This is a genomic window from Enhygromyxa salina, from assembly GCF_000737335.2.
Taxonomy (GTDB): Bacteria; Myxococcota_A; Polyangia; order Nannocystales; family Nannocystaceae; genus Plesiocystis; species Plesiocystis salina_C.
Genome location: NZ_JMCC02000010.1, coordinates 48,035 through 70,093 on the forward strand (window position 1 = coordinate 48,035; position 22,059 = coordinate 70,093).

Sequence of the window (22,059 nt, forward strand, 5' to 3'; positions counted from 1 at the left end):
CATGACCACTCGCTTCGCTCGCTCCCAAGGGGCGGCTTGTGGGCGTCGTTCGCCTATCGGGGCTCGAGCTCGAGCTGGATCACGCTGCCGCCTTCGACGACCTCGACGGCCAGCTCGTGGGGGCTGATCGACAGGCGCTCGCGCAGCTCCTGAACCCCGGGGCGATTCTGAAGCTCGCCGGGTAGCGGCCCCGAGGGCACGGCGACCTGAAAGTCGTCGATGTCACCTTTGAGGCTGCCCGATGCCGCGATCTCGATCGCCATCAGCACCTGCGGCAGCGCGGTCGCACCCGCGAACAGGGTCTGCTCGATCGGCCGCCCGCGCAGCAAGAACAGCTGCGCGGCCCCGACTTGGCTCGCTGGCTCGAACTGCGGCGTGAAGTCGGATTGGCCGAGGTTGGTCAGCGCCTCGTAGGCGGCGACCTTGCCGGGTCCGGCGATCCACTCGCGGCCTTCATCGGTCAAGCGGGCGCGCACACGCAAAACCGTGCCCTCGGTTCCATACGGGACCTGATGCGCGAAGCGATCGATCAGCAGCGGCGGCAGCACCCGAACTTCTTTGGTCTCGTCGTAGTGCTGGCCCGCGAACCGGGCGGCGAGCACCATGCCTCGATCCACGCGATCGAGCGCGGCCCGATCCAGCTCGACCATGTAGCCCTTGCGCGGCTCGAACAACAATTCGCGGGTCTGGGTTGGCGGGGCGAGGGCGGCGCGGTAGCGATCGATCTGCGCGTCGTCGAGATAGGGGAGCAGGGCGCTGAGCTCGAGGTCGAAGCCGCGGGCGCCAGCTGCCAGCCAGTCGGGGTACGCGAAGTGATCCAGGATCAAGTCGTCGTCGATCTCGCGGACAACCAGCAGCGCCCGCCCGCCATCTTGACGAACCACGGCGACCACGTGCTCGATGGCCAGCAGCGCCGAGATCAACTTCATGCCCGCGTGGGGCGGGAGCGGGGTCTTGCGCAGGTACACCTCGGAGCCGCCGGGGTGCCGCCCCAACAGATCCTCGTAGCGGGCCACGAACCGCCCGATCCGATCCGTGCGACCAAACAAGCGCCAGTGCACCCGAGGCACCTGCGTGGTCTCTAGCTTCGCGCGCAGTGGGGCCAGCAAGGTCGCGAGGGCCGAGACCTGCTCGGTCTCGAGCTCGCAGTCGAGGCGCGTGGGCTGGTCCGCGCAGCCCGGCACCATCGTGCGCGAGTCGAGGGCGTCGGCGTAGCTACACAGGCACCGCCCAAGCTTGCGGGCCTGGCGGGACAGCTCGCTGCGGGTCGTGTGCAGCTCGTCGATTGCGATGGCGGCGGCGTCGAGCTGCGCGGTGTCGGGCGCTTGCAAGGTCGCGCACACGGCCCGGTCGCGCTCGAAGCCAAGCTGGTCCAGCGCGATCGGATCCATGGTCCGCGCATACAGCCCGGTCGGCACCGCGGGGCTCGGCACCTCATCGAACATGCGCGGCAGCGACAGATTTGGCCCCGCCACGGTGCAGCGGACGACCGCTGCGTCGGCGCCGATCCAGTCCGGCGCGCCCTTGCCAACACCGCAGCTGGTCAGCAGCGCGGTGGCGCCCAGTATTGCCAAGCTGTGCGCTCGCGGGTTCTTGGCCACGGACGCACAGTAACAGAAGTCCGCGCCCGCTCGCGCCGGGTCCAAGCGACCCGTCCTCGCGCGAAAGTGTCCGAGTCACGTAGTGGAGCCCGCTGCCAGGGGGGCCACACGCACCCCCGCGCACAAACGGTCCCGAGGAGCGAAGCGACCCGACGCGAAGGCGGCTGCAGTCGGCGAGGTGCGAAAATCTGTGTGGGGGTATAAAAAGGGCTCTTGCGATCTCTCGCTGTGCTCGCCGCGATCGCGGTCCCGCTGCTGCTGACGATCAGCGCGGTTGCGAACCTTCACCCCGCGATGTTCTGGATCGGACCGCTGGCCGCGATCGCTTGCGCGCTTCCGATCGCGGTCAAGGCCACGACGGCCCGCGCGCAGGCGCTGGTGGGTGCCGGGCTCGCGGCGATGGCCGCCGCGTCCAGTCCCGAGCTGCCCGAGCTGCTGCGGATCACCGGCGACCCAGACGCGATGCCAGTCCACGACCTGCGCGAGGGCCCGCTGCCCGAGCAGCAAGACGGCTATGTCGCGGTTCGCGGGTATCTGCGCAAGGAGTGGGTCGTCGACGAGTACCGCGTGGCCGAGGGCGCGCGACCGGATCAAAACGAAGCAGCCAAGGCCGCGCTGCTGCCCTTGCTCGGGACCAGCGCCCTCACGATCGAAGCCGACGAGCAGCTGGGTCGGGTGATCGTCGCCCGGGTCAGCCCCGCGCAGCTGCCCGGCGCGTCGCTCGTGACCCTGCGAGGCCGGCTCGCCCCGGTTGGCCCCGAGATCGTCGACTCGCTGTTCTCGGTGCAGCTCGACGAAGAGGGGTTTGCGAGCGGCGTCCAGCTCCGGCCCAAGGCGGTCATGCTGGACACCTTTGACATGCCCACGCGCGGGCAGGCGCTCACGCGCACGGGCTTGGCGGTGGGGGCGTCGCTGCTCAGTCTGGTGCTGTTGCTGCTCGCGCTGCCACGCGCGAGCGCCAAGCCGCCAACGCCGCCGTGATCCAGACCTGACCGCAGGGGCTCGAACGGGCTCGAACGGGCTCGGCGGGCTCGTCCAGCGTCGCCAAACCAGCTACAACGCCGCCGATGGCCGAACCCAGCGTGCCCTCTGACGACCCCCCGGGCCCCACCGACGCCCAGCGCAACGCGATGGGCGTGCGCGTGTTGGTGATCATCGGTGTGACCTTGGTGGTGCTGATGGTGGTGTTCGGACGCGCGACCTCGAAGGGCTACGATCAGTTCACGGCCTACCAAGACGCCACGCTCAAAGACCCCGACAACCCGCCGCGCTGGACCACCGAAGCGCTGGATGTCGACGGCTGCGTCGATGCTTCGCTGGCGTGGATCGAGGCCTGTCCGGGGGTGTCGAGCTGGTGCGAGAGCTCGCTGCCCGACGTCATGGGCCAGTGCCTGGACACTCAATATCGCGGGGCCTACTGCGCCTCGGTCGGCGACGCCGTGCGCTCGACTCGGTTTGGCTTCGACGAGTGCTCGGCTCGCTATGACCAGATCAAGGGCCGCTACGCGCGGCGCTACGCGAAGAAGCACTGCTCGCTGATCTTCCGGGTGATCGCCGGGTACTGCGAACCCACGGGTGGTTGACAAATTGGCAGCTGGCTTCCGACAGCGTGACAAGAGTGCGCCGACAGAGGGTCGCGTGCCGGTGCAAGCTGTTGATTTTACAGGTAAAAGTAAACGGTGTAAACCTTGCTTTACCCGGGCTTGACGATGCACGAAGCCAGCGCGCAAACCGTCCTCGTCGTCGACGACGAGGCCAACATTCTGGAGGCCTTGCAGAAGGTCCTCACCAAAGAGGGCCTCGAGGTCCTGACGGCGGGCAACGGCCGGCAAGCCCTCGAGATTCTCCGCAAGCAGCCGGTGCGCGTGATGATCACCGACCTGCGGATGCCGGGCATGACCGGCGACGATCTGCTCAAGGCCGTCAAGGCGATCACGCCCGAAGTCGAGGTCATCGTGATGACCGCCTACGGCACGATCGAGAACGCGGTCGAGGCCATGAAGCTCGGCGCGTACGACTTTGTCAGCAAGCCGCTCAAGCGCGCGTCGGTGATCTCGGCGGTCCGCAAGGCGCTCGACAAGCAGGCCTTGGTCGCAGAGAACCGCGAGCTCAAGGCCCAGCTCGCCGCGGCGACCACCCGCTCGATCGTCGGCAACTCGCAGGTCATGCGCGCGACCTTGGAGATGGCGCGACAAGCCGCGAACTCTTCGGCGACCGTGCTGCTGCTCGGTGAGAGCGGGACCGGCAAAGAGCTGCTCGCCCGCTACATTCACGAGCACAGCCCGCGGGTCCGCAAGCCCTTCGTTGCAACCAACTGCGCGGCGCTGCCCGAGTCGATCCTCGAGTCGGAATTGTTTGGTCACGAGAAGGGCTCGTTCACGGGGGCCGTGCGGTCCCGGGCGGGTCGGTTTCAAGAGGCGGATGGCGGCAGCCTGTTCCTCGACGAGATCGGCGAGATCCCGCTGCAGGTCCAGGTCAAGCTGCTTCGGGCCCTGCAAGAGGGCGAGGTCGAGCCGGTGGGTGGTCGCACGACCTCGGTCGATTTTCGCCTGGTCTGCGCGACCAACCGCGAGCTAGTCGACGAGGTCAAGGGCGGCCGGTTCCGCGAGGATCTCTACTACCGCATCAACGTGGTGCCGATCCGAATCCCGCCGCTGCGCGATCGCCTGGAGGACGTCCCGCTGCTCGTCGATCACTTCTGGCGGATGTACGCCGTGCGCCACGGCAAAGCGATCGAGGGCATGAGCGAAGAAGCCGTCGATCTGATGACCCGCTACGGCTGGCCCGGCAACGTGCGCGAGCTCGAGAACGCGATCGAGCGGGCCGTGGTCCTGTCCCGTGGGTCGGTGATCCAGACCGATGACCTGCCGCCAGAGTTGCGCGATCCTCAGGCCGGCCACGGGCGACAGTTGACCTTCTCGGTTGGCACCCCGCTCGAAGAGGTCGAACGCCGGATGATCATGGAGACCCTCAAGTTCACCCGCGGCGACAAGCGCCTCGCGGCCGACTTGCTCGGCATCGCCACGCGCACGATCTATCGCAAGCTCGAGTCCGGGCAGATCCGCGACGAGAGCTACACCCCGCACCGGGAAAAATCACCAGGCGCGGCACCCGAGAAGCCCGACCCCAAAGGCGTGATCCACTGAGCCCGGAGGCACGGCGATGGAGAACCTGCTCAAGAAGTACTTTTGGCTGATCAAGCTGGTCGGCGTTGGCGTCGCGGTGATCTTTGCTGCGAGCGCGGGCGTCAACATGGTGGTCAGCAAGCTCGCGCTCGAGCCCGCTGGTGAGACGATCGCGGAGCAAGCAGGCGAGACCGAGGGCGAGACCGAGGGCGAGGACGAGGACGAAGACGAGCTGCGAGCGCGCCAGGCCCGGATGATGGACTCGCTCGCGGGCGTGAGCGACACGACGGCCTCGCGCAAGGCGGCGGCCGCGAACATGGTCGTGACCGGCAACATCTTCTGTCCGACCTGCGCACCGGAGCCCGAGCCCGACGAGGACGACGAGTCGTCGTCGCTTTCCGGCCCGCTGCGACCCGGCGAGATCAGGAGTCGCCTGCCCTTGATGTTGCTCGCCACCATGGAGTCCGACGATCCAGCCTACTCCATGGCGACGATCCTCCACACCGACAGCAACACGCTCGCGCCCTACAGCCCCAACGACACGGTTCGGGCGGGCGTCGTGGTCACGTCGGTCGAGCGCGGGCGGGTGGTGTTCCGCAACGGCGCGCAGATGGAGTACATCGAGCTCGGCGCCGCTCCGCCGCCGCAGGTCACGGCCACGACCACGGCCGCCGCGCTGCCCAAGCCGCCCGATCCCAACAGCCGCGAGATCGACGGCGCGGTCGAGGCGATCAGCTGCGACAAAGACTTCACCAGCTGCACCGTCGACAAAGCGTTCGTGGAGAAGCTGCTCGCCAACCCGGCGCAGCTGACCAAGCAAGCCCGCATCGTCCCCGCCGTCCGCGACGGTGAGACCAAGGGCTACAAATTCTACGGCATCCGGCCTGGGAGCCTTCCCAAGCTGCTCGGCATGAAGAACGGCGACCTGTTGACCTCGGTAAATGGTCAGCAGCTCGAGTCGCTCGATCAGGCCATGGACCTGTACACCAAGCTCCGCCGCGCGTCGCATCTGTCGGTGACGATCGAGCGCAAGGGCCAGCAGGTTCAAAAGGAAATTGACATCAAATGAGCATCCATCGAACTGACCTGCGCCGCACGCCGCGAAACCTTCGGAGCCCGGCAGGCTCCGAGCCGTCCCTGCGACAAGTGCTGGCCTGCTTCATCACTGCGTTGGCGCTGTGCGTGACCTCGCTGCCCGTGTTCGCGGCTCCGCCCGGGCGCTCGACCGCGCCTCCAACCTCCGCGACCGCGCCACCCACGACTGGCACGGCCGGAACGGCCCCCAGCGGCGGCGAGATGAGCGGCGACGAGGCCGGCCTTGGCCCCAACATGTGCAAGAAGTGGCCGGCCGACAAGAAGTTCACGATCACGATCCCGCGTGAGGCCGAGCTCGAGCAGCTGGTCCAGTGGATGATGACGATCTCGTGCCAGAAGTTCATCTGGAACGCGAAGATCCGCAGCGGCAAGGTCACGATCCTGTCGCCGGTCCAGGTCTCGCTGCGCGAGGCCTACGCAGCGTTTTACGCGGCGATCGAGAGCATGGGCCTGACCGTCGAGCCGGCCGGCGACTACTTCAAGATCGTCGAGAGCACCGACGCCAAGTCGCTCAATTTGCCGGTCTACGAGGACGGCAAGCCGGTCCCCAACAACGACCGCTTCGTGACCCAGCTGATCCAGGTCCAGCCGGACAACGTCAAGGACATCACCGACCTCGCCAACAAGCTCAAGGGCAAGCAGGGCGACGTGCAGGTGGTCGGCAATATGCTGATCGTCACCGACCGCGGCTCGGTCGTGCGCCGGCTGCTCAAGATCATCACCGAGGTCGACACCGGCGCAGCTGAGAACGGCGAGAAGATCTTCTTCTATCAGCTGCAGTACGCCGACGCCGAAGAGGTCGCGCAGATCATCCGCGACGTGTTTGGCGAGAGCGGCAGCAGCGGCGCGAAGAACAGCAAGGCGGCCGCCAGCGGTGGCGGCGACGCCAACTTCTCGCGGGTGATCGTCGACGAGCGCACCGGCACGCTGATCATCACGACCACGGCGAGCGACTACGTGACGATCCTTCGCTTGGTCCAGCAGCTCGACGTGCGGCTGCCGGGCGGTGGCGGTCGCATCCACGTCAAGCGGCTGCGCAACGCGGATCCCAAGGAGCTCGCCACGGTGCTGCAGAGCCTGGTCCAAGGCGGTGGTGCCGGCGCCGCGCAGACCCGCGCCAAGGGGGCGAGCAGCGAGGCTGGCGTCGGCGTCGAGCTGTTCTCTGGCGACGTGAAGATCACCGCCGACGAAGCCACGCGCTCTCTGGTGATCGTGGCCTCGGCGGCCGACTACACCAGTCTCGAGCCGGTGATCGACGAGCTCGATCGCGACCGCAAGCAGGTGTACCTCGAGATCTATCTGCTCGAAGCCTCGGTTGGGCGCACCCTCACGACTGGCGCGGGTGGCCACTTCGCGTTTCCGGTTGGCGCCAACTCGGCCAACGGCCCGGGTGTGGGCTTGATCTCGTCGGCGCCCTCGCAAGACGTCAACTCGCTGGTGCTCTCGCCCCAGGCCCTCCAAGGTCTGGCCGGCGGCGTGCTCGGTCCCTTGCTGCCCGGCTCGGGTCAGCTGCTGGGTCTTGGCTCGGACATCCCGTCGTTCGGCGTGGTCTTGCAGGCGATCCAGAGCAACGACGACGTCAACGTGGTCGCCGAGCCGCACATCTACACGGCCGACAACAAAGAGGCGCAGATCGAGGTGGGTCGCAAGGTCCCAACCCCAGGCGCCCTGCAGTTCGGCGGCGGCGCTCAGGGCAGCTCGCTGACTCCGCTTCAGTCAATCAACCGCGAGGACGTCACCCTCGACATCAAGGTCACGCCGCACGTCAAGGACGAGACCTCGCTGACCCTCGACATCGAGCTCGAGGACCGCGACGTCGTCAGCCAGGATCCGGTCCTCGGCGTCACGACCACCAAGCGCCGCATCAAGCTCGAGAACGTGCTCGCCCGCGATGACTTGCCGGTGGTGCTTGGCGGGCTGATGCGCGAGCGCGAGCTCGAGAACACCCAGCAGGTGCCTGGACTCGGCTCGATCCCAATCCTTGGCTGGTTGTTCAAGCGCCGGGTCAAGACCAAAGAAAAGATCAACCTGTTGATCATCTTGATCCCCCACGTGGTCGAGACCGCTGACGACATCCGCCGAATCCACGAGCGGCGCACCCGCGAGCGCTACGAATTCCTCGAGCGCGAGACCAGCTTCAAGCGCCGCGATCTGGCGACCAACGTCAACTACCGGACCAAGGCCGGCCTGCTGGCCAACATCGACCGCGAGGCGCGACGGCTCGAAGCCGAAGAATTGCTGCTGCGCCAAGCCGAAGCCGAGCTCACCGCTGATCGGATCACCGGTGAGATCGGCATGAGCCCCCGGCTCGCCGATGAAGGCGAGGACGACGGCGAGACCAGCGCGGCCAAGCCCCGGCCCCGGCCCCGACCCTCGACCACTACCAAATAGATGAGCGAGCCCAACCCACCCGCACGGCGCGGACCGCCGCCACCGCCCCCGCGGCACCCCGTCCAATCGTCCCCCGTCCAAGCGGACGCGGGGACCGGCGCGCCCCCGCCAGCACCCCCGCCAGGATCTGGTCCGGCGCAGCAAGCCGCCGCGCCGCCTCGCTTTCAGCTCGAGCGTCGGCCGATCGGCGAGATTCTGCTGGAGGCCGGCGTGATCCGTCCCGAGCACCTCGCCGAGGCGCTCTCGGCTCAACACCTCGAGGACGAGCGGGTTGGCGAGACCTTGGTGCGGCTTGGCCACTGCACCGAGCTCGACGTCACCAAGGCGCTCGCCCGTCAGTTTGGGCTGCCGATCAACAGCGAGCTGAGCGACGAAGACGTCGACGACTCGCTGATCGAGCGGCTCCCGATCGGCTACGCCCGCGGCAACCTGGTCCTGCCGTTTCGCTTGGATCGCGCCGACGACCGGCTCGAGGTGCTCGCCGCCGATCCGCTCAAGCTCGACGAGATCGACGATCTCTCGACGGTCTACGACGCCGAGGTCGAGGTCTGGCTGACTAGCCAGACCCGCGTGCTCGAGCTGATCAACAAGACCTACTCGAAGCGGACCAAAGACGTCGATCTCGAGAAGAAGGCCGACGACTACGGCGAGGAGGACGAGGACATCCTCCACGCCTCGGCCGAGGACGCGCCGATCATCCGGTTCGTCAACTCGCTGATCTTCAACGCCTCTAAGGCCAAGGCGTCCGACATCCACATCGAGCCGGGCGACAAGGAGATCGTGGTGCGCTACCGGGTCGACGGCGTGCTCAAAGAGGTCCGCCGCGCGCCCAAGGGCCACATGTCGAGCATCATCGCTCGCGTCAAGATCATGGCCGGGCTCAACATCGCCGAGAAGCGGCTGCCGCAGGACGGCCGGATCCGGCGCAAGATCGCCGGCAAAGAGGTCGACATGCGCGTCGCCTCGGCCCCGGTCAGCCACGGCGAGCGGATCACGATTCGCTTGCTCGACAAGTCGGCGGTCATGCTCGATCTCGACAGCATTGGGATCGCCAAGGACCACCTTCGGGTCGTGCGCGAGACCATCCACCGGCCCCACGGGATCTTCTTGGTCACCGGCCCAACCGGCTCGGGCAAGACCACGACGCTGTACTCGGCGCTGTCCGAGATCAACACGCCCGACCTCAACATCCTCACGGTCGAGGACCCGGTCGAGTTTCAGCTCGAGGGCATCTCGCAGGTTCAGGTCAATTCGAAGATCGATTTGACCTTCGCTCGCGGGCTGCGCTCGTTCTTGCGCCACGACCCCGACGTGATCATGGTCGGCGAGATCCGTGACATCGAGACCGCCGAGATTGCGATCCAAGCCTCGCTGACCGGGCACTTGGTGCTGTCGACGATCCACACCAACGACGCGGCGACCGGCATCACCCGCCTGGTCGACATGGGCGTGCAGCCGTTCTTGGTCGCTAGCTCGTTGGTCGCGCTGCAGGCTCAGCGCCTGATCCGTCGGGTGTGTCCGCTATGCTGCAAGGCGGCCGCGCCCGATCCCAAGCAGCTCGAGATGATGGGGGTGATCCCAGAGGCGTTCTTTGCAGGCGAGCCTTCGCTGCGGGTCCCGGTCCGCGACGAGCATGGCACCCCGATCGAGATTACGGCCCCAGAGGGCTACCGGCTGCCGCCGACGGGTCAGCTGTGGACGGCGGTCGGCTGCGAGAAGTGCAACGAATCTGGCTACAGGGGCCGGACCGGCGTCTATGAAGTGCTGTCGGTGACCGAAGAGATCCGCCGCATGGCGATCCGCAACGCCAGCGGAGCCGAGATCAAGCGGGCCGCGATCGCTCAAGGTCTGCGAACCTTGCGTGATGACGGCGCGCACAAGGTGCTGTCGGGGCTGTCCACGATCGACGAGGTCTTGCGCGTGACCGCCGAGGAGGCCTGAACCGCTCATGCCTGCCTACGCCTATACTGGACTCAGCCCTGCGGGAAAGACGATCAAGGGGATCGAGACAGCCGACAGCGTGCCGGCTCTCAAGGCCCTGCTCAAGCGCCAGGGCGTGTATCTGACGGCGGTCACCGAGACCACGCGCGGCGCTTCGGGTGGCGGCGGCGGGACTGGGTCCGGTGGTGGCGGACGCGAGATCGATCTGGGTCAGCTCTTCGATCGCGTTCGGCCCAAAGACGTCGCCGCGATGACGCGGCTGATGAGCACGCTGCTGTGCGCTGGGGTGACGCTGCCCGAGTCGCTGCTGGCGCTGACGGATCAGGTCGAGAGCCCGCGGTTCAAGAACGTGCTGTCCGACGTCGGCAGCAAGGTCAACGAGGGCTCCTCGCTGGCCGACGCGCTGGCTGGTCACCCCAAGGTGTTCAGCAAGCTCTATATCAACATGGTCCGCGCCGGCGAGGCCTCGGGCTCACTCGAGACCGTGCTGATCCGCATCGCCGACTTCATGGATCAGCAAGAGGAGCTGCGCGGCAAGGTCACGACCGCGATGTTCTATCCAATGGCGATGGGCTTGGTCGGCGTCGGCGTGGTGACCTTGTTGATGGTCAAGGTCGTGCCCGGGATCGCCGAGATGTTCGCCGGCCAAGGCGCCGAGCTGCCGTTCACGACCCGCTCGTTGATCGCCATCTCCGCGGTGATCTCGGGTTACTGGTGGCTGCTGATCATGCTGATGGTCGGCGCCGTCTACGGGTTCCGAAAGTGGCACTCGACCCCGGCCGGCCGCGAGCTGACCGACCGCGTCATCCTGAGTATGCCGGTCGTTGGCGGGCTCGCGCGCAAGATCGCCATCGCTCGGTTCGCGCGCACGCTCTCGACCATGCTCGCCAGCGGCGTGCAATTGCTGCAGGCCCTCGACATCGTGCGCAGCCTGCTCGGCAACGTGGTGCTCGAGAAGGTCCTGACGACGGCCCGCGACGAGATCCGCGAGGGCGCCGGCATCGCCCCCTCGCTCAAGCGCAGCGGGCAATTCCCGCCGCTCGTGACCCACATGATCGCGGTTGGCGAGCGCTCGGGCCAGCTCGAGCAGATGCTCACCGACCTCGCCAACGCCTACGATCGAGAGACCTCGGCAGCGATCACCCGCGCGACCGCGGTGCTCGAGCCGATCATGATCGTGGCGATGGGCGGCAGCGTGGGCTTCATCGTCTTCGCAATCATGACGCCAATTCTGCAGATGAACCAAATGGGGGGACATTGACACCCCGACAGGGCGCGGGCATCCGCGCCGACGATTTGACAAACGACCGCAAGAAAGTTGCATCCGCGCAGCTCCTTGCCACGATCTCAACCAGCGCACTCAGCCCCTTGGGCTTGGAGACAACCGCCATGCCGAACACCGTGATGACAACCGACGCTACCCCTACATTCGAGCCGGGCCGTGAGCCCGCCTGTGAGCCTGCCTGCGAGCCTGTCATGGGGCCGGCTACCACCCTCCCGCCGCATGCGCTGGCGCGCGCGGTCGCGGCCCGCAGCAGCCGCGGCATGACGCTCATCGAGATCCTCGTCGTGCTGGCGATCATCGGCCTGATCATGGGCGGCGTCGCAATCGTCGCGTTCAATGCGTTTGACGACGCCAAGACCAAGACGGCCGCCAAGGACATCGGCACGCTGGCCCAGAGCGTGGAGATGTACCGGCTGCAAAAGAACAAGTGCCCCAAGACGGCGCAGGACATCAAGGCCGCCGGCATCATCCAGAAGATCACCAAAGATCCGTGGGGCGGCGACTACGTGATCAAGTGCCCGGGTGAGCACGGGCCCGTGGACATCTCGTCGGCTGGCAAAGACGGCGACATCTCGACCGAAGAGGACAACATCAACTCTTGGGACGAGAACATCGGCGAGACCCCCGAAGAAGAGAGCTGAGCTCCCCAACGAAGAGCCACGAGCCCCGCCGATGACCACGATCGAGATTGAGCCGCGCTGCCGCGCCAAGTCCCCGCTGATGGGGATTTGGGCGCGCGGGCGTCAGCGCGGCTTGACCTTGATCGAGATCCTCATCGTCTTGATGATCATTGGCCTGATCATGTGGTCGGCGTCGATGAGCATGGGCGCCGCCAGCCAGGCAGAGGTCGTGCGCACGACCAACCAGCTCGCGTCCACGGTCCGCTTCGCCTACGACCGCGCCCGCTTCACTGGCTACTATTACCGGATCCACATCGACTTCGAGCAGCGCAGCTTCCAGCTGCAAAAGGCCGAAGACGCCATGTATCTGCCGTCAACCGACCGCGACGGCGAGCTGTTTGCCAAGGACGACGACAAGCTGCGCGACCAAGCAGAGCGCGACGCTCGAGCGGCCGACAGCTACTTCAGCACGGTCGCGGCCGCGGTCTACAGCGCCACCGGTGAGGACAACCCCTACGATCCCTACACGGTCCAAAAGAAAGAGGTCCCGCGTCAGCGGCCGCCCTTGTTCGAGGCGTTCGAGGACGACGCGACCTTGGGTGATCTGGGCAAGCCCATCGTGTTCCCCGATGGCGTCGAGATCCTCAGCGTCCAGACCGACGCCGACCCCGAGCCGATCACCGAGGGCGAGGCCGATCTCTACTTCTTTCCGCGCGGCCAGACCCAGCTCGCCGCGATCCAGCTCAAGGGCAAGCCCAAGCTAGGCGCCAGGATCACCGGTGAGGACGACATCGAGTACACGATCTTGGTCCAGCCGCTGACCGGCAAGGTCACCGTCGAGGCGGGGATCGTCGATCTGGAGCTGCCCGCTGTCATCGACGACACCGACGACGACCTTGGCGACAAGGCTGAGCGGAGGAGCTTCTGATGCCCGGCCCGACTACGAACTTGCCTGGTCGTGGGCCTGGTCGTGGGCCTGGCCGTGGAGGCGCAGATACGTCCGGCTTCACCTTGCTCGAGGTGTTGATCGCCGTGGCGATCCTCGCCGTCTCGCTGAGCTCGTTGATGGCCTCGCAGATGAACAGCATGGCGGCGACCCGCTACGCGCGTGACATCTCTGCGGTCGCGCTGCTCGCCGAGCAACAGATCGTCGAGATCGAGTTTGCCCACCGCCTCGACGGTTGGGTCAATTCCGACGTCGAGCTCGAGGGTGACTTCAGCGAGCAGGGCTACGACGACATCACCTGGATGTGCACGATCCACTTCATCGAGCTGCCCGAGTACAACCAGCTGCTCGAGTCAAAAGAGGGCGCTGACGAGGCCTCGGGCGCGAGCGACGACAACGTGATGGACTCGGGCGACCAGGCCTTCGGCGCGCTCGGCATCGTCTGGCCCATGGTCAAGGCCGCGATCGAGAACTCGATCCGCAAGGTCGACTGCACGCTCACGTGGAAGCAAGGCAAGATCGAGCAAGAGTTCACGATCCAGACGTTCTGGACCGATCCCAACGCGCTGCAAGCCGTGGCCGACGCTGGTGGGGGCGAGTTCACCGAAGCGGACGACGACTCGGGCACCAGCGAAGAGAGCAGCTCGAGCACCGGTGGTTCCAGCGGCGGTGGCCGTGGCGGTGGCAATGCTGGCGGCACGCGCCCACCCAGCATGGGTGGCGGCAGCGGCGGAAACATGGGGGGCAAGTGAGCTCGCTGCCCACAGTGAAGCGGTCCGCGAGCCAGCGCGGCATGACCCTGATCGAGGTGCTCGTCGCAATGGCGATCGTCACGGTCATGATGCTGTCGGTCTGGAACAGCTTCTCGGCCACGATCACCGCGACCAAGATGACCGAGGACATCCAGGTCCGGTACGCCGCGATCCGCAATTCGATGGATCGCATGTCCTCGGAGGTCGCCTCGTCGTTTCTCTCGTTCAACCGGCGGCCCGAAGAGGTCCGCCACTTCACCCTGTTCGAGGGGCGGTCGAGCTCGAGCGGCGACAACCTGACCTTCTCCAGCTTCTCGCACCTGCGGATCCGCAAGGACGCCAACGAGAGCGATCAGTCCGTCATTCAGTACTTCCTGGCCGACGATCCCGACGACAGCTCGCGCACGCACCTGTACCGGCGCGAGACCAAGCGCCTGACCGGTGACCTGCCCGAAGATCTGCGCCGCTACGCGCCGGCCTACATCATGTGTGAGGACGTCGAGAGCCTCGAATTTCGCTACTGGGATCCCACCCGCGAAGAGTGGCTGGACGAGTGGCGAACCACCGCCGTGGACCAACAGCCCGACCGGCTGCCACCGCGGGTCGAGATCAAGCTTGGGATCATGAACGACGATCGCGAGATCGAATACTTCGTGACCCAGACAACCCTGCCGATGCAGGAGAAGATCGATCTGAGCAAGTGATGGCCGCCAGCGACACCAAGCCGCCGCGCCGGAGCAGGCGCGGAACCAAGGCCAAGGCCAAGGGCCAAGAGGGCATTGCGATCCTCATGGTGTTGATCGCGTTGGCGATTCTGTTCCCGTTCACGGCGTCGTTCAACTACAAGGCCCGGGTCGACTGGCAGTCCGCGATCAACCACGGCGACGAAGTCCGGGCCCGCGCGGTGCAGCGTGGGGCGATGCAGCTGTCGGTCCTGATGTTCGAGCTGCAGCGCATGGTGTTCAACCAAAAGCAGTTCCGCGACATGATGGGCGCGATGGACATCACCATGCTCGCGCCCTACCTGATGTCGATCTTCGGGACCACGGACGGGGCCGAGGGGCTCGGCGCGCTGGTCGGGCTCGACACCAGCTCGCTCAACGAATTGGCGTTGGACGGCGGCGGTAGCTTCGAGGTCCGGCTGATGGCCGAGAGCGGCAAGATCAACGTCAATTGCCTGGCGATCGAGAAAGACGGCGAAAATTCACCGCGGGCGCGGGTCACCGAGACGCTCGAGGCGTTGATGCTGCCCAGGCTCTACGACCCGCTGTTCGACGAGGAGAAGAGCGACGGCGAGCGCTACAATCGCCAACACGTGCTGCAGGCGATCGTCGATTACATCGACGATGACACCAAGCGGTTTGACGCGTATCGCCTGCGCCAGAGCTCGCAGGATGAGCGCTACGGCTACACGGAGCTGCACGATCCCTACGAGTCACGTGACTCGCGGCTGGACTCGGTGTTGGAGCTGCACCTGGTCGAGGCCGTCGATGACGACTGGATGGCCGCGTTCAGCAGCGATCTCACGGTCTACGGCGGCTGCAAGGTCAACCTCAACTTTGCGAGCGCCGAACAGATCGCGCAGGTGCTGCGCCACGCGGTCTCGGGCGCGGATCGCTGGAAGACCGAGGGCGACAATTTCTTGATGATGACGATGCCGCTGGCGAACTTCGTGGTCGAGTCGCGCGAGTTCAGCTTGTTCGGCAAGCTCGAAGACTTCAAAGACCTGGTCGCCAAGCCCGATCAATTCGTCAACCCAATGAGCCTGCTCGGCGGCAGCAGCGACGACGACGACTACGGTGCCAACCTGCCGACCGTGCCCGATGGCATGGAGGTCCGGGTCAAGGGCGGAAGCAACAAAGACGGCGCGAGCTGGGGTGGCCTCCAGGACGTCGCCAGCGTCGAACCCGAGCGGATCTATCGGCTCGAGATCATCACCACGGTCGGCAGCGTGCGCAAGCGCCTGACCGCCGTTTACGACATCCAGTACGCCCGCAGCCAGAGCGCTGGCAAGGGCGCTTGGCTGTATTACCGGGAAGACTGAGGCAAGGAACATGGCCCAGAAGTTCGTCGGAATCGATCTCGGAAACCGCAAGGTCAAGGTCGCGGTGGTCACCGCCGGCCTGCGCGGTGCCCAGGTCATGCATGTCTGGGAGCAAGAGGTGCGTGCGTCTTCGTCCCGCGGTGGTGGAGGCGCGGGGGCCCAGGTCGATCCGCTCGATGCGGCGATCGACACGGCGCTGCGCATGCTCGACGAGCGGGGGCTTCGACACCTGCCGACTGGCGTGGCGCTACCCGGTGGATCCGGCAGCTATCGCGTGTTGAGCTTCCCCTTTGATGACCCGCGCCAGATCGCCCAGGCGATCAGCTTTGAGCTCGACGGTCAATTTCCCGTACCGATCGAAGAGCTCGCCACGGATCATCTGCCGATCAAGCTTGGCGATGGCCGCGGGCGGGCGTTGGTCGTGGCGGCCAAGCGCGCGACGATCGAGCACGTCAGCGCGCGGCTGCAGCTCGCCGACATCGATCTCAAGTTGATCACCACGGGCGCGCTGGCGATCGCGCAAGCGCTGGCCAGCACGCCGGTGCCGGGGCTGCGCGCGGGGGCTGCACCGGGCCTGCAGCCGGCCAGCTTGATCGTCGACTTTGGCCACAAGAGCACCGAGCTGGTCGCGCTTGGCAACGACGGGCCGATCGCGGCACGCAGCATGCGTCGCGGTGGGCGTCAGCTGCTGCGTGAGCTCAGCAAGGCGTGGGGCCTGGACATGGCCGCAGCCACGATCGCGCTCGAGCGTGACGGCAACACGGAGGATCCGCGGGTCCGCCAGGCGCTGCAGCCCTTGTTGCGGGAGATCGAGCACACCCGGCAATGGGTCAAGTCCGAGTTTGCCTGCGAGATCGTCGAGCTGCGTCTGTCGGGCGGGGTCGCGCGGCTGCGGGGGCTCGATCGCTGGCTCGCAACCGAGACCGGGCTCGAGGTCGGCGTGGTCGCGCCCAAAGAGAGCGGCGCGCTGCGTCAGGTTCAGGGCCGTGACTGGACCGGTTCACTGATCGCGCTTGGGACCGCGGTTGCGACGGGCCGGCGTCCGCTGATCCAGCTGCACGACGCGTTTGATACCGGCGGCGGCGAGGGGGCGTGGTTTCAGCAGCACTTCTCGACCGTCGCGGCGCTGGGCGTTGCGATCTTGGCCTTCGCTACTGTCGACAGCATGGTCCGGGTCAAGGCAGCCGAGCGCGAACTCGACGCGTATACGGCCGAGCTCGAGCATGAGACACGCACGGTGTTTGGGGTCGCGCTCGACAACAGCGGCGCGGTGCGGACCAAGCTTGGCGAGGCCGAGGGCGGCGACGTGAACGGGCAGATCCCCGAGCGTGGCGCGCTCGAGGTGCTGGAGTTGGTGACCAAGGCGGCGACCCCCAAGGTTGCCGCAAGCGCGTCGGCGATCGATGGCGGCCAGCTGCCGCCGGGCTTCACGACGGGGGTTGGCAGCGACGGCTCAACCACGATCATTGGTCCTGACGGCGGCGTCCTCCCGCTCGATCCCTCCGGCAACCCGGTGTTTCCAGCCGACGTCGTCTATCCCGGAGGTCCACCAGGAGGTCTGCTCGGCGGCCCGCCAGGCGGCGAGGGCGAGGGCGAGACCGAGGGGGCGGTCGAGGCTGGACCTTCGCCGGTCACCGACAGCAACGCGGGGATCCTCGCCGATGACCAGCTGTTGTTGGCCAGCGTCGAGATCCGCAACCTCAAGATCGAGCTCAACCTGTCAGCCACGCGCGCGACCGCTCAAGATCGGCTTGGCGTGCGGCTGCGACAGTACGGGTGCATTCGCGGGATCACCAAGGGCATGATCAAAGATCGCAACGGTCGGCAGTCGTTCGAGATGTCCGTTGACCACAATTGCTTTACGGGCAGCGTCGCGCTGCAAGGAGCGACCGACGATGGCGAAGGTTGACACGAAGCACAAAGGGCCAGGGTTCTGGGAGCGGCTGCAGCCACGCGAGCGGGTGTTGGTCATGGCGCTCGTCGGCGTGTTCTTGCTGATGGCCATGGGCGTCATGATGTTCCTGCGCCACAAGCGGCTGTCGGAGATCGACGAGCAGATCGCCGACAAGCGCGAGGGGCTGGATCTCGCCCGCACCTTTGGGCCCTCGTATCAAGAGAAGCTCGCGCTCAAGGCCGAGGCGCAGAAGAAGATCTCGTCGACGCCGCTGCTGTTTAGCACCCTGGTCGAAGAGGCCCAGACCGTCGCCGAGGTCACGGCCTCGAACCAGGCCGAGAAGCCGGCCGTCGAGGTCGCGCCGGGGCTGCAGATGCGCACCTACGAGTTTGACCTGCGCGGCATCACGCTCGCGCAGCTGACCAAGTTCTTGAGCACGGTCGAGAGTAAAGAAGGACACGTGGTCTTGACCCAAGGTCTGACGATCCGCTCGCCGAGCGGCAGCGAGGATCGCCTCAATGTCGACGTGGTGCTGGCAACGTGGGAGCGCGTGAGCCCCGAAGACGACCAAGAACAGGAACAAGAAGGCTGAGCGATGAGCGACGATCTCAACCCCCGCGAGCCCAGCTACCCCCGCGAGCCCAGCTACCCCCGCGAGCCCAGTCAGACCCTGGGACTTGGTGCGGGGGGGGACCTGCCTCCACTCGACGATCTGCCCCCGGCGCCGGGCGGCGCTGGACCTGGCGTGAGCGCCGCTGGCATGAGCGGATCCGGTCTGCGCCCAAGCGCGAGCTTGGCCGGCGGGCTGACCCCAGGCGGCATGGGCTTCGACCTGCGCGCGATCGGCCGCAAGGTCGGACGGGTCGCGCTGTGGGGTGGCGCGCTGTTCTTGCTGTTCATCATCTCGGCGTGGATCAGCCTCCCCACTCGCTCGATCGCGTGGCGGATCTCGCATGAGGCGCGCAAGGCTGGGTTCGCCATCACCGTCGAGGACGTGTCGATCCGCCCGTGGGGCTCGGCCACGCTCGAGAACGTGGTGTGGAGCTTCAAGCCCTCGCGGCCTGACTCGACGCCGGTGCCGTTCGTGATCGAGGAGCTCGACGCCAGCTTCTCGGTGCTCAAATACTTGTTGTTTGACGAGATCGACGTCGAGTTTGAAGCGACGATGGACGAGGGCACGATGAGCGGTGCCTACTTTCAGGGCGAGGAGGAGTCTCACGTCGCCTTCAACATCGCCGACCTTCCGCTCTATGGGGTGCCGAAGCTGCAAGACTCCGTCAACGCGCCGGTTCGCGGCGTGTTTGCGCTGAGCGTCGACATCACGGCGCCCAACAACGAATGGGCCAAGTCCAGCGGGCGGCTCGAGGTCCACTGTTATTCGTGCACCGTGGGTGACGGCGAGACCAAGCTGTTCGTGCCCGGCTCCAAGAAGACCAGCATGTTGTCCAAGGGCGTGACGATCCCCGAGATCGATCTTGGCACCTTGGACGGCGTGCTCGAGATCGTTGACGGCTTGGCGGTCGCCGAGGAATTCGGGACCGAGAGCAACGACATCGTGTTCAAGATCTCCGGTGAGATCGAGTTCAAGGATCCGATCGCCAATTCACGGTTGAATCTGCTGATCAAGGTGTTCATTGACCCGTCGCTGCGGCAGCGCAGCGATAACGTCGATCTGCTGGTGCTGACCGCGAGCCCCAAGGTGTTGATGGATCCGCCCGATGAGGGGTGGATGGGGGTCGTGCTCGAGGGCAACTTCAAGCACCGCCGGTTCCGCGGGGTCAAGTCCAAGTCTCGCCAAGAGCAGCTGCGAGAGAAGCGGGAGGCCCGGACCAACCGCAGCAAGGAACGGGCGGAGCAGCGCGCGGCGCAGCGCAACGCGAAGCAGCAGGCGGCGCAGGAGGCCGCGGCGGCCGCGACGGGTGACGAGGAGATCGAGCTGCCACCCCCGGAAGAGCGCACGATCCCGCCCGAGATGGGGGTGATGGTCGAGGGTGCCGAGGGCGACGACGAGGGCGGCGACGAGGGCGGCGACGAGGGCGGCGAAGAGGGCCATGGCGAGGACGAGGGGGGTGAAGAGCCCTCCGCCGAGGACGAGGGCGCCGTCGAAGAGGAGCACCCCGAGGAGCAGACGGAAGAGCACAGCGAAGAGCACTCGGAAGAGCACTCCGAGGAGCAGACCGACGAAGAGCAGCTTCCTCAGTAGGCGGGCGTCGCCGGGGGCCAGCGCTTGACGGATCCTACCGACACCGCCAGTCAGCATCCGCTCGCGCGCCTGCTTCGCTACGCGCGTCCCCACCAGCGCGCGATCCGGGCGGCGACGCTCTACTCGTTCCTCAACAAGCTGTTCGACCTCGCGCCGCCGATCTTGATCGGGGCGGCGGTCGACATCGTGGTCTCACGTCAGGACTCGTTCATCGCCAAGCTGGGGTGGACGCAGGTTGACACGCAGCTGTGGATCCTCGCCGGGTTGACCATGGCAGCTTGGGGCGCGGAGTCGGTGTTCGAGTATGCCTATGCGCTGAAGTGGCGGCGTCTGGCCCAGACCGTCCAACACGAGCTGCGTGTGGACGTGTATCGGCACATGCAGGAGCTCGAGCTGGGCTACTTCGAGGATCGCAGCACCGGCGGGTTGATGTCGGTTCTCAACGACGACATCAACCAACTCGAGCGGTTCTTGGACGACGGTGCCAACCAGCTGATCCAGCTGCTCACGACCGTCTCGCTGGTTGGTGGCCTGTTCTTCGTGGTCGTGCCGTCGGTCGCATGGATGACGCTGTTGCCGATGCCCTTGGTCATCTGGGGGTCGGTGTCGATCCAGCGCCGGCTGGTGCCGCGCTACCGCGAGGTCCGCGAGCAGGTCGGGCTGCTCAACGCGCAGCTGGTCAACAACCTTGGCGGCGTCGCCACGATCAAGAGCTTCACCGCCGAAGCCCACGAGGTCGAGCGGATCACCGCGCTGAGTCGGGCCTACGAGGCCGCAAACAGCCGCGCGATCAAGCTCAGCTCGGGCTTTGTGCCGGTGATCCGCATGATCATCGTGCTCGGCTTTGTCGCGATCTTGGTGTTTGGCGGGCAGATGGTGCTGGCGGGGCAGCTGAACGTGGGGGTCTATAGCGTGCTGGTGTTCATGACCCAGCGCCTGCTGTGGCCGCTGACCAAGCTGGGGCAGCTGCTCGATCAGTACCAGCGCGCGATGGCCTCGACCACGCGGGCGCTCGATGTGCTCGACACCCGGGCCAAGATTCGCTCGGGGGATGTGCGCTTGGCGATCGAGTCGGTCCGCGGCGAGCTCAGCTTCGAGAATGTCGATTTTCACTATGATCGACACAGTGAGGGTGACGGGGCCGAATCCACCGAGCACGTGCAGATCTTGCAGGGCTTGTCCGTTCGGATTCCGGCCGGCGACACCGTGGCCTTCGTTGGCGCGACGGGAGCCGGCAAGAGCACGCTGATCAAGCTGATCCTACGCTTTTATGACGTCGAGGCCGGCCGCGTATGCCTCGATGGGATCGATGTGCGCGAGCTGGAGTTGGCGAGCTTGCGTCGCGCGATCGGGCTCGTCAGCCAGGACGTGTTCTTGTTCCACGGCAGCGTGCGCGAGAACATCGCCTACGGTAGCTTTGACGCGTCGCTGGACGCGGTGATGACCGCCGCGAAGGCAGCCGAGGCCCACGCGTTCATCATGGCGCTGCCGGACGGCTATGACACGATCGTTGGCGAGCGCGGTCAGAAGCTCTCGGGGGGCCAGCGCCAGCGGGTCTCGATCGCGCGCGCGTTGCTCTTGGATCCGCCGGTGTTGATCCTGGACGAGGCGACCTCGAGCGTCGACAACGAGACCGAGGCCGCGATCCAGCGCTCGCTCGAGCGGATCACCAAGGGACGCACGACGATCGTGATCGCCCATCGTCTGTCGACGATCCGCCGCGCCGACCAGACCTTCGTGCTCGAGCGCGGGCGGGTTGTCGAGCAGGGGCAGCACGACGAGCTCGTGGCACAGGCGGGCATTTACGCGAGCCTGTGGCGAGTCCAGACCGGTTCGTAGAGCGGCGTAACTCCTGTCAGCGCGGCGCGTATCGGGGCGCATGCGCGCGATCTGGAACGGCGAGACCATCGCCCAGAGTGACGACACCGTGGTCGTCGAGGGCAACCACTACTTCCCGCGTCGCTCGATCGTGGCAGCACACTTTGCCGAGAGCGACACCCAAACGGTGTGTCCGTGGAAGGGGACCGCGCGCTACTTGACAGTAGAGGTCAACGGCCAGCGTAACGTTGACGCGGCCTGGTACTACCCGGCGCCCAAGGAGGCGGCCAAGCAGATTGCGGATCGCGTGGCGTTCTGGCGCGGGGTCGAGGTGGTCGAGTAGG

Annotated in this window: 18 protein-coding genes; 17 read left to right on the plus strand and 1 reads right to left on the minus strand. The window is 66.4% G+C overall.

Features of this window, described 5'->3' with window-relative positions:
- Positions 1-53: 53 nt before the first annotated feature.
- The gene (locus tag DB30_RS05230; protein WP_052546870.1) at positions 54-1,601 is read right to left on the minus strand and encodes a hypothetical protein; all 1,548 of its coding nucleotides are present in this window, start codon (positions 1,599-1,601) and stop codon (positions 54-56) included.
- Positions 1,602-1,814: 213 nt separating this feature from the next.
- Between DB30_RS05230 and DB30_RS05235 the strand changes: the two genes are divergently transcribed.
- The 17 genes from DB30_RS05235 to DB30_RS05315 all read left to right on the plus strand — a co-directional run bounded on the left by DB30_RS05235 (position 1,815) and on the right by DB30_RS05315 (position 22,058).
- A complete protein-coding gene (locus DB30_RS05235; protein ID WP_146658078.1) occupies positions 1,815-2,582 on the plus strand; it encodes a hypothetical protein in 768 nt (255 codons plus the stop codon).
- An 86-nt stretch (positions 2,583-2,668) separates the two neighbouring features.
- Entirely contained in the window at positions 2,669-3,184 is a 516-nt protein-coding gene (locus tag DB30_RS05240) for a hypothetical protein (protein ID WP_052546872.1), read from the plus strand.
- Positions 3,185-3,310: 126 nt separating this feature from the next.
- Entirely contained in the window at positions 3,311-4,747 is a 1,437-nt protein-coding gene (locus tag DB30_RS05245) for a sigma-54-dependent transcriptional regulator (RefSeq protein WP_052546961.1), read from the plus strand.
- 16 nt (positions 4,748-4,763) lie between these two features.
- On the plus strand, positions 4,764-5,795 hold the full coding sequence (gspC, locus tag DB30_RS05250) for a type II secretion system protein GspC (protein WP_052546873.1): 1,032 nt from the start codon (positions 4,764-4,766) through the stop codon (positions 5,793-5,795).
- The gene (gspD, locus tag DB30_RS05255) at positions 5,792-8,212 is read left to right on the plus strand and encodes a type II secretion system secretin GspD (protein WP_146658079.1); all 2,421 of its coding nucleotides are present in this window, start codon (positions 5,792-5,794) and stop codon (positions 8,210-8,212) included. Before gspC ends, gspD begins: the two co-directional genes overlap by 4 nt.
- On the plus strand, positions 8,213-10,153 hold the full coding sequence (locus DB30_RS05260) for a GspE/PulE family protein (RefSeq protein ID WP_052546875.1): 1,941 nt from the start codon (positions 8,213-8,215) through the stop codon (positions 10,151-10,153).
- Positions 10,154-10,160: 7 nt separating this feature from the next.
- Complete coding sequence (gene gspF / locus DB30_RS05265; RefSeq protein WP_052546876.1) at positions 10,161-11,414, plus strand: type II secretion system inner membrane protein GspF; 1,254 nt, start codon at positions 10,161-10,163, stop codon at positions 11,412-11,414.
- 215 nt (positions 11,415-11,629) lie between these two features.
- Positions 11,630-12,079 (plus strand): type II secretion system protein GspG, encoded by a 450-nt coding sequence (locus DB30_RS05270; protein ID WP_052546877.1) that lies wholly within the window; start codon positions 11,630-11,632, stop codon positions 12,077-12,079.
- 31 nt (positions 12,080-12,110) lie between these two features.
- Positions 12,111-12,986 carry a pilus assembly FimT family protein gene (locus DB30_RS05275; RefSeq protein WP_052546878.1) on the plus strand — a complete coding sequence of 292 codons (876 nt, stop codon included), beginning with the start codon at positions 12,111-12,113 and terminating at the stop codon, positions 12,984-12,986.
- On the plus strand, positions 12,986-13,756 hold the full coding sequence (locus tag DB30_RS05280; protein ID WP_146658081.1) for a type IV pilus modification PilV family protein: 771 nt from the start codon (positions 12,986-12,988) through the stop codon (positions 13,754-13,756). Before DB30_RS05275 ends, DB30_RS05280 begins: the two co-directional genes overlap by 1 nt.
- Positions 13,757-13,770: 14 nt before the next feature.
- Positions 13,771-14,460: a prepilin-type N-terminal cleavage/methylation domain-containing protein gene (locus DB30_RS05285; protein WP_146658082.1), complete on the plus strand. Its 690-nt coding sequence runs from the start codon at positions 13,771-13,773 to the stop codon at positions 14,458-14,460.
- Positions 14,460-15,800, plus strand: coding sequence for a type II secretion system protein GspK (locus tag DB30_RS05290; RefSeq protein WP_052546881.1), 1,341 nt, complete (start codon positions 14,460-14,462; stop codon positions 15,798-15,800). Before DB30_RS05285 ends, DB30_RS05290 begins: the two co-directional genes overlap by 1 nt.
- A gap of 10 nt (positions 15,801-15,810) precedes the next feature.
- On the plus strand, positions 15,811-17,709 hold the full coding sequence (gene pilM / locus DB30_RS05295; RefSeq protein ID WP_052546882.1) for a pilus assembly protein PilM: 1,899 nt from the start codon (positions 15,811-15,813) through the stop codon (positions 17,707-17,709).
- Positions 17,696-18,286, plus strand: coding sequence for a hypothetical protein (locus tag DB30_RS05300; protein ID WP_052546883.1), 591 nt, complete (start codon positions 17,696-17,698; stop codon positions 18,284-18,286). The genes pilM and DB30_RS05300 overlap by 14 nt, the downstream gene beginning before the upstream one ends.
- Before the next feature lie 3 nt (positions 18,287-18,289).
- Positions 18,290-19,897, plus strand: coding sequence for a type II secretion system protein GspN (gene gspN, locus DB30_RS05305; RefSeq protein WP_052546884.1), 1,608 nt, complete (start codon positions 18,290-18,292; stop codon positions 19,895-19,897).
- A gap of 24 nt (positions 19,898-19,921) precedes the next feature.
- On the plus strand, positions 19,922-21,736 hold the full coding sequence (locus tag DB30_RS05310; RefSeq protein WP_052546885.1) for an ABC transporter ATP-binding protein: 1,815 nt from the start codon (positions 19,922-19,924) through the stop codon (positions 21,734-21,736).
- A gap of 40 nt (positions 21,737-21,776) precedes the next feature.
- A complete protein-coding gene (locus tag DB30_RS05315; protein WP_052546886.1) occupies positions 21,777-22,058 on the plus strand; it encodes a DUF427 domain-containing protein in 282 nt (93 codons plus the stop codon).
- Position 22,059 lies beyond the last annotated feature (1 nt).

Excerpts from the sequence above, each read along its gene's own strand:
- DB30_RS05240 (WP_052546872.1), top strand. The coding sequence starts at position 2,669 with ATGGCCGAACCCAGCGTGCCCTCTGACGACCCCCCGGGCCCCACCGAC.
- DB30_RS05270 (WP_052546877.1), top strand. The coding sequence starts at position 11,630 with ATGGGGCCGGCTACCACCCTCCCGCCGCATGCGCTGGCGCGCGCGGTC.
- pilM (WP_052546882.1), top strand. The coding sequence starts at position 15,811 with ATGGCCCAGAAGTTCGTCGGAATCGATCTCGGAAACCGCAAGGTCAAG.
- gspC (WP_052546873.1), top strand. The coding sequence starts at position 4,764 with ATGGAGAACCTGCTCAAGAAGTACTTTTGGCTGATCAAGCTGGTCGGC.
- DB30_RS05280 (WP_146658081.1), top strand. The coding sequence starts at position 12,986 with ATGCCCGGCCCGACTACGAACTTGCCTGGTCGTGGGCCTGGTCGTGGG.
- DB30_RS05315 (WP_052546886.1), top strand. The coding sequence starts at position 21,777 with ATGCGCGCGATCTGGAACGGCGAGACCATCGCCCAGAGTGACGACACC.
- DB30_RS05260 (WP_052546875.1), top strand. The coding sequence starts at position 8,213 with ATGAGCGAGCCCAACCCACCCGCACGGCGCGGACCGCCGCCACCGCCC.
- gspD (WP_146658079.1), top strand. The coding sequence starts at position 5,792 with ATGAGCATCCATCGAACTGACCTGCGCCGCACGCCGCGAAACCTTCGG.
- DB30_RS05300 (WP_052546883.1), top strand. The coding sequence starts at position 17,696 with ATGGCGAAGGTTGACACGAAGCACAAAGGGCCAGGGTTCTGGGAGCGG.
- DB30_RS05245 (WP_052546961.1), top strand. The coding sequence starts at position 3,311 with ATGCACGAAGCCAGCGCGCAAACCGTCCTCGTCGTCGACGACGAGGCC.
- gspF (WP_052546876.1), top strand. The coding sequence starts at position 10,161 with ATGCCTGCCTACGCCTATACTGGACTCAGCCCTGCGGGAAAGACGATC.
- gspN (WP_052546884.1), top strand. The coding sequence starts at position 18,290 with ATGAGCGACGATCTCAACCCCCGCGAGCCCAGCTACCCCCGCGAGCCC.
- DB30_RS05275 (WP_052546878.1), top strand. The coding sequence starts at position 12,111 with ATGACCACGATCGAGATTGAGCCGCGCTGCCGCGCCAAGTCCCCGCTG.
- DB30_RS05290 (WP_052546881.1), top strand. The coding sequence starts at position 14,460 with ATGGCCGCCAGCGACACCAAGCCGCCGCGCCGGAGCAGGCGCGGAACC.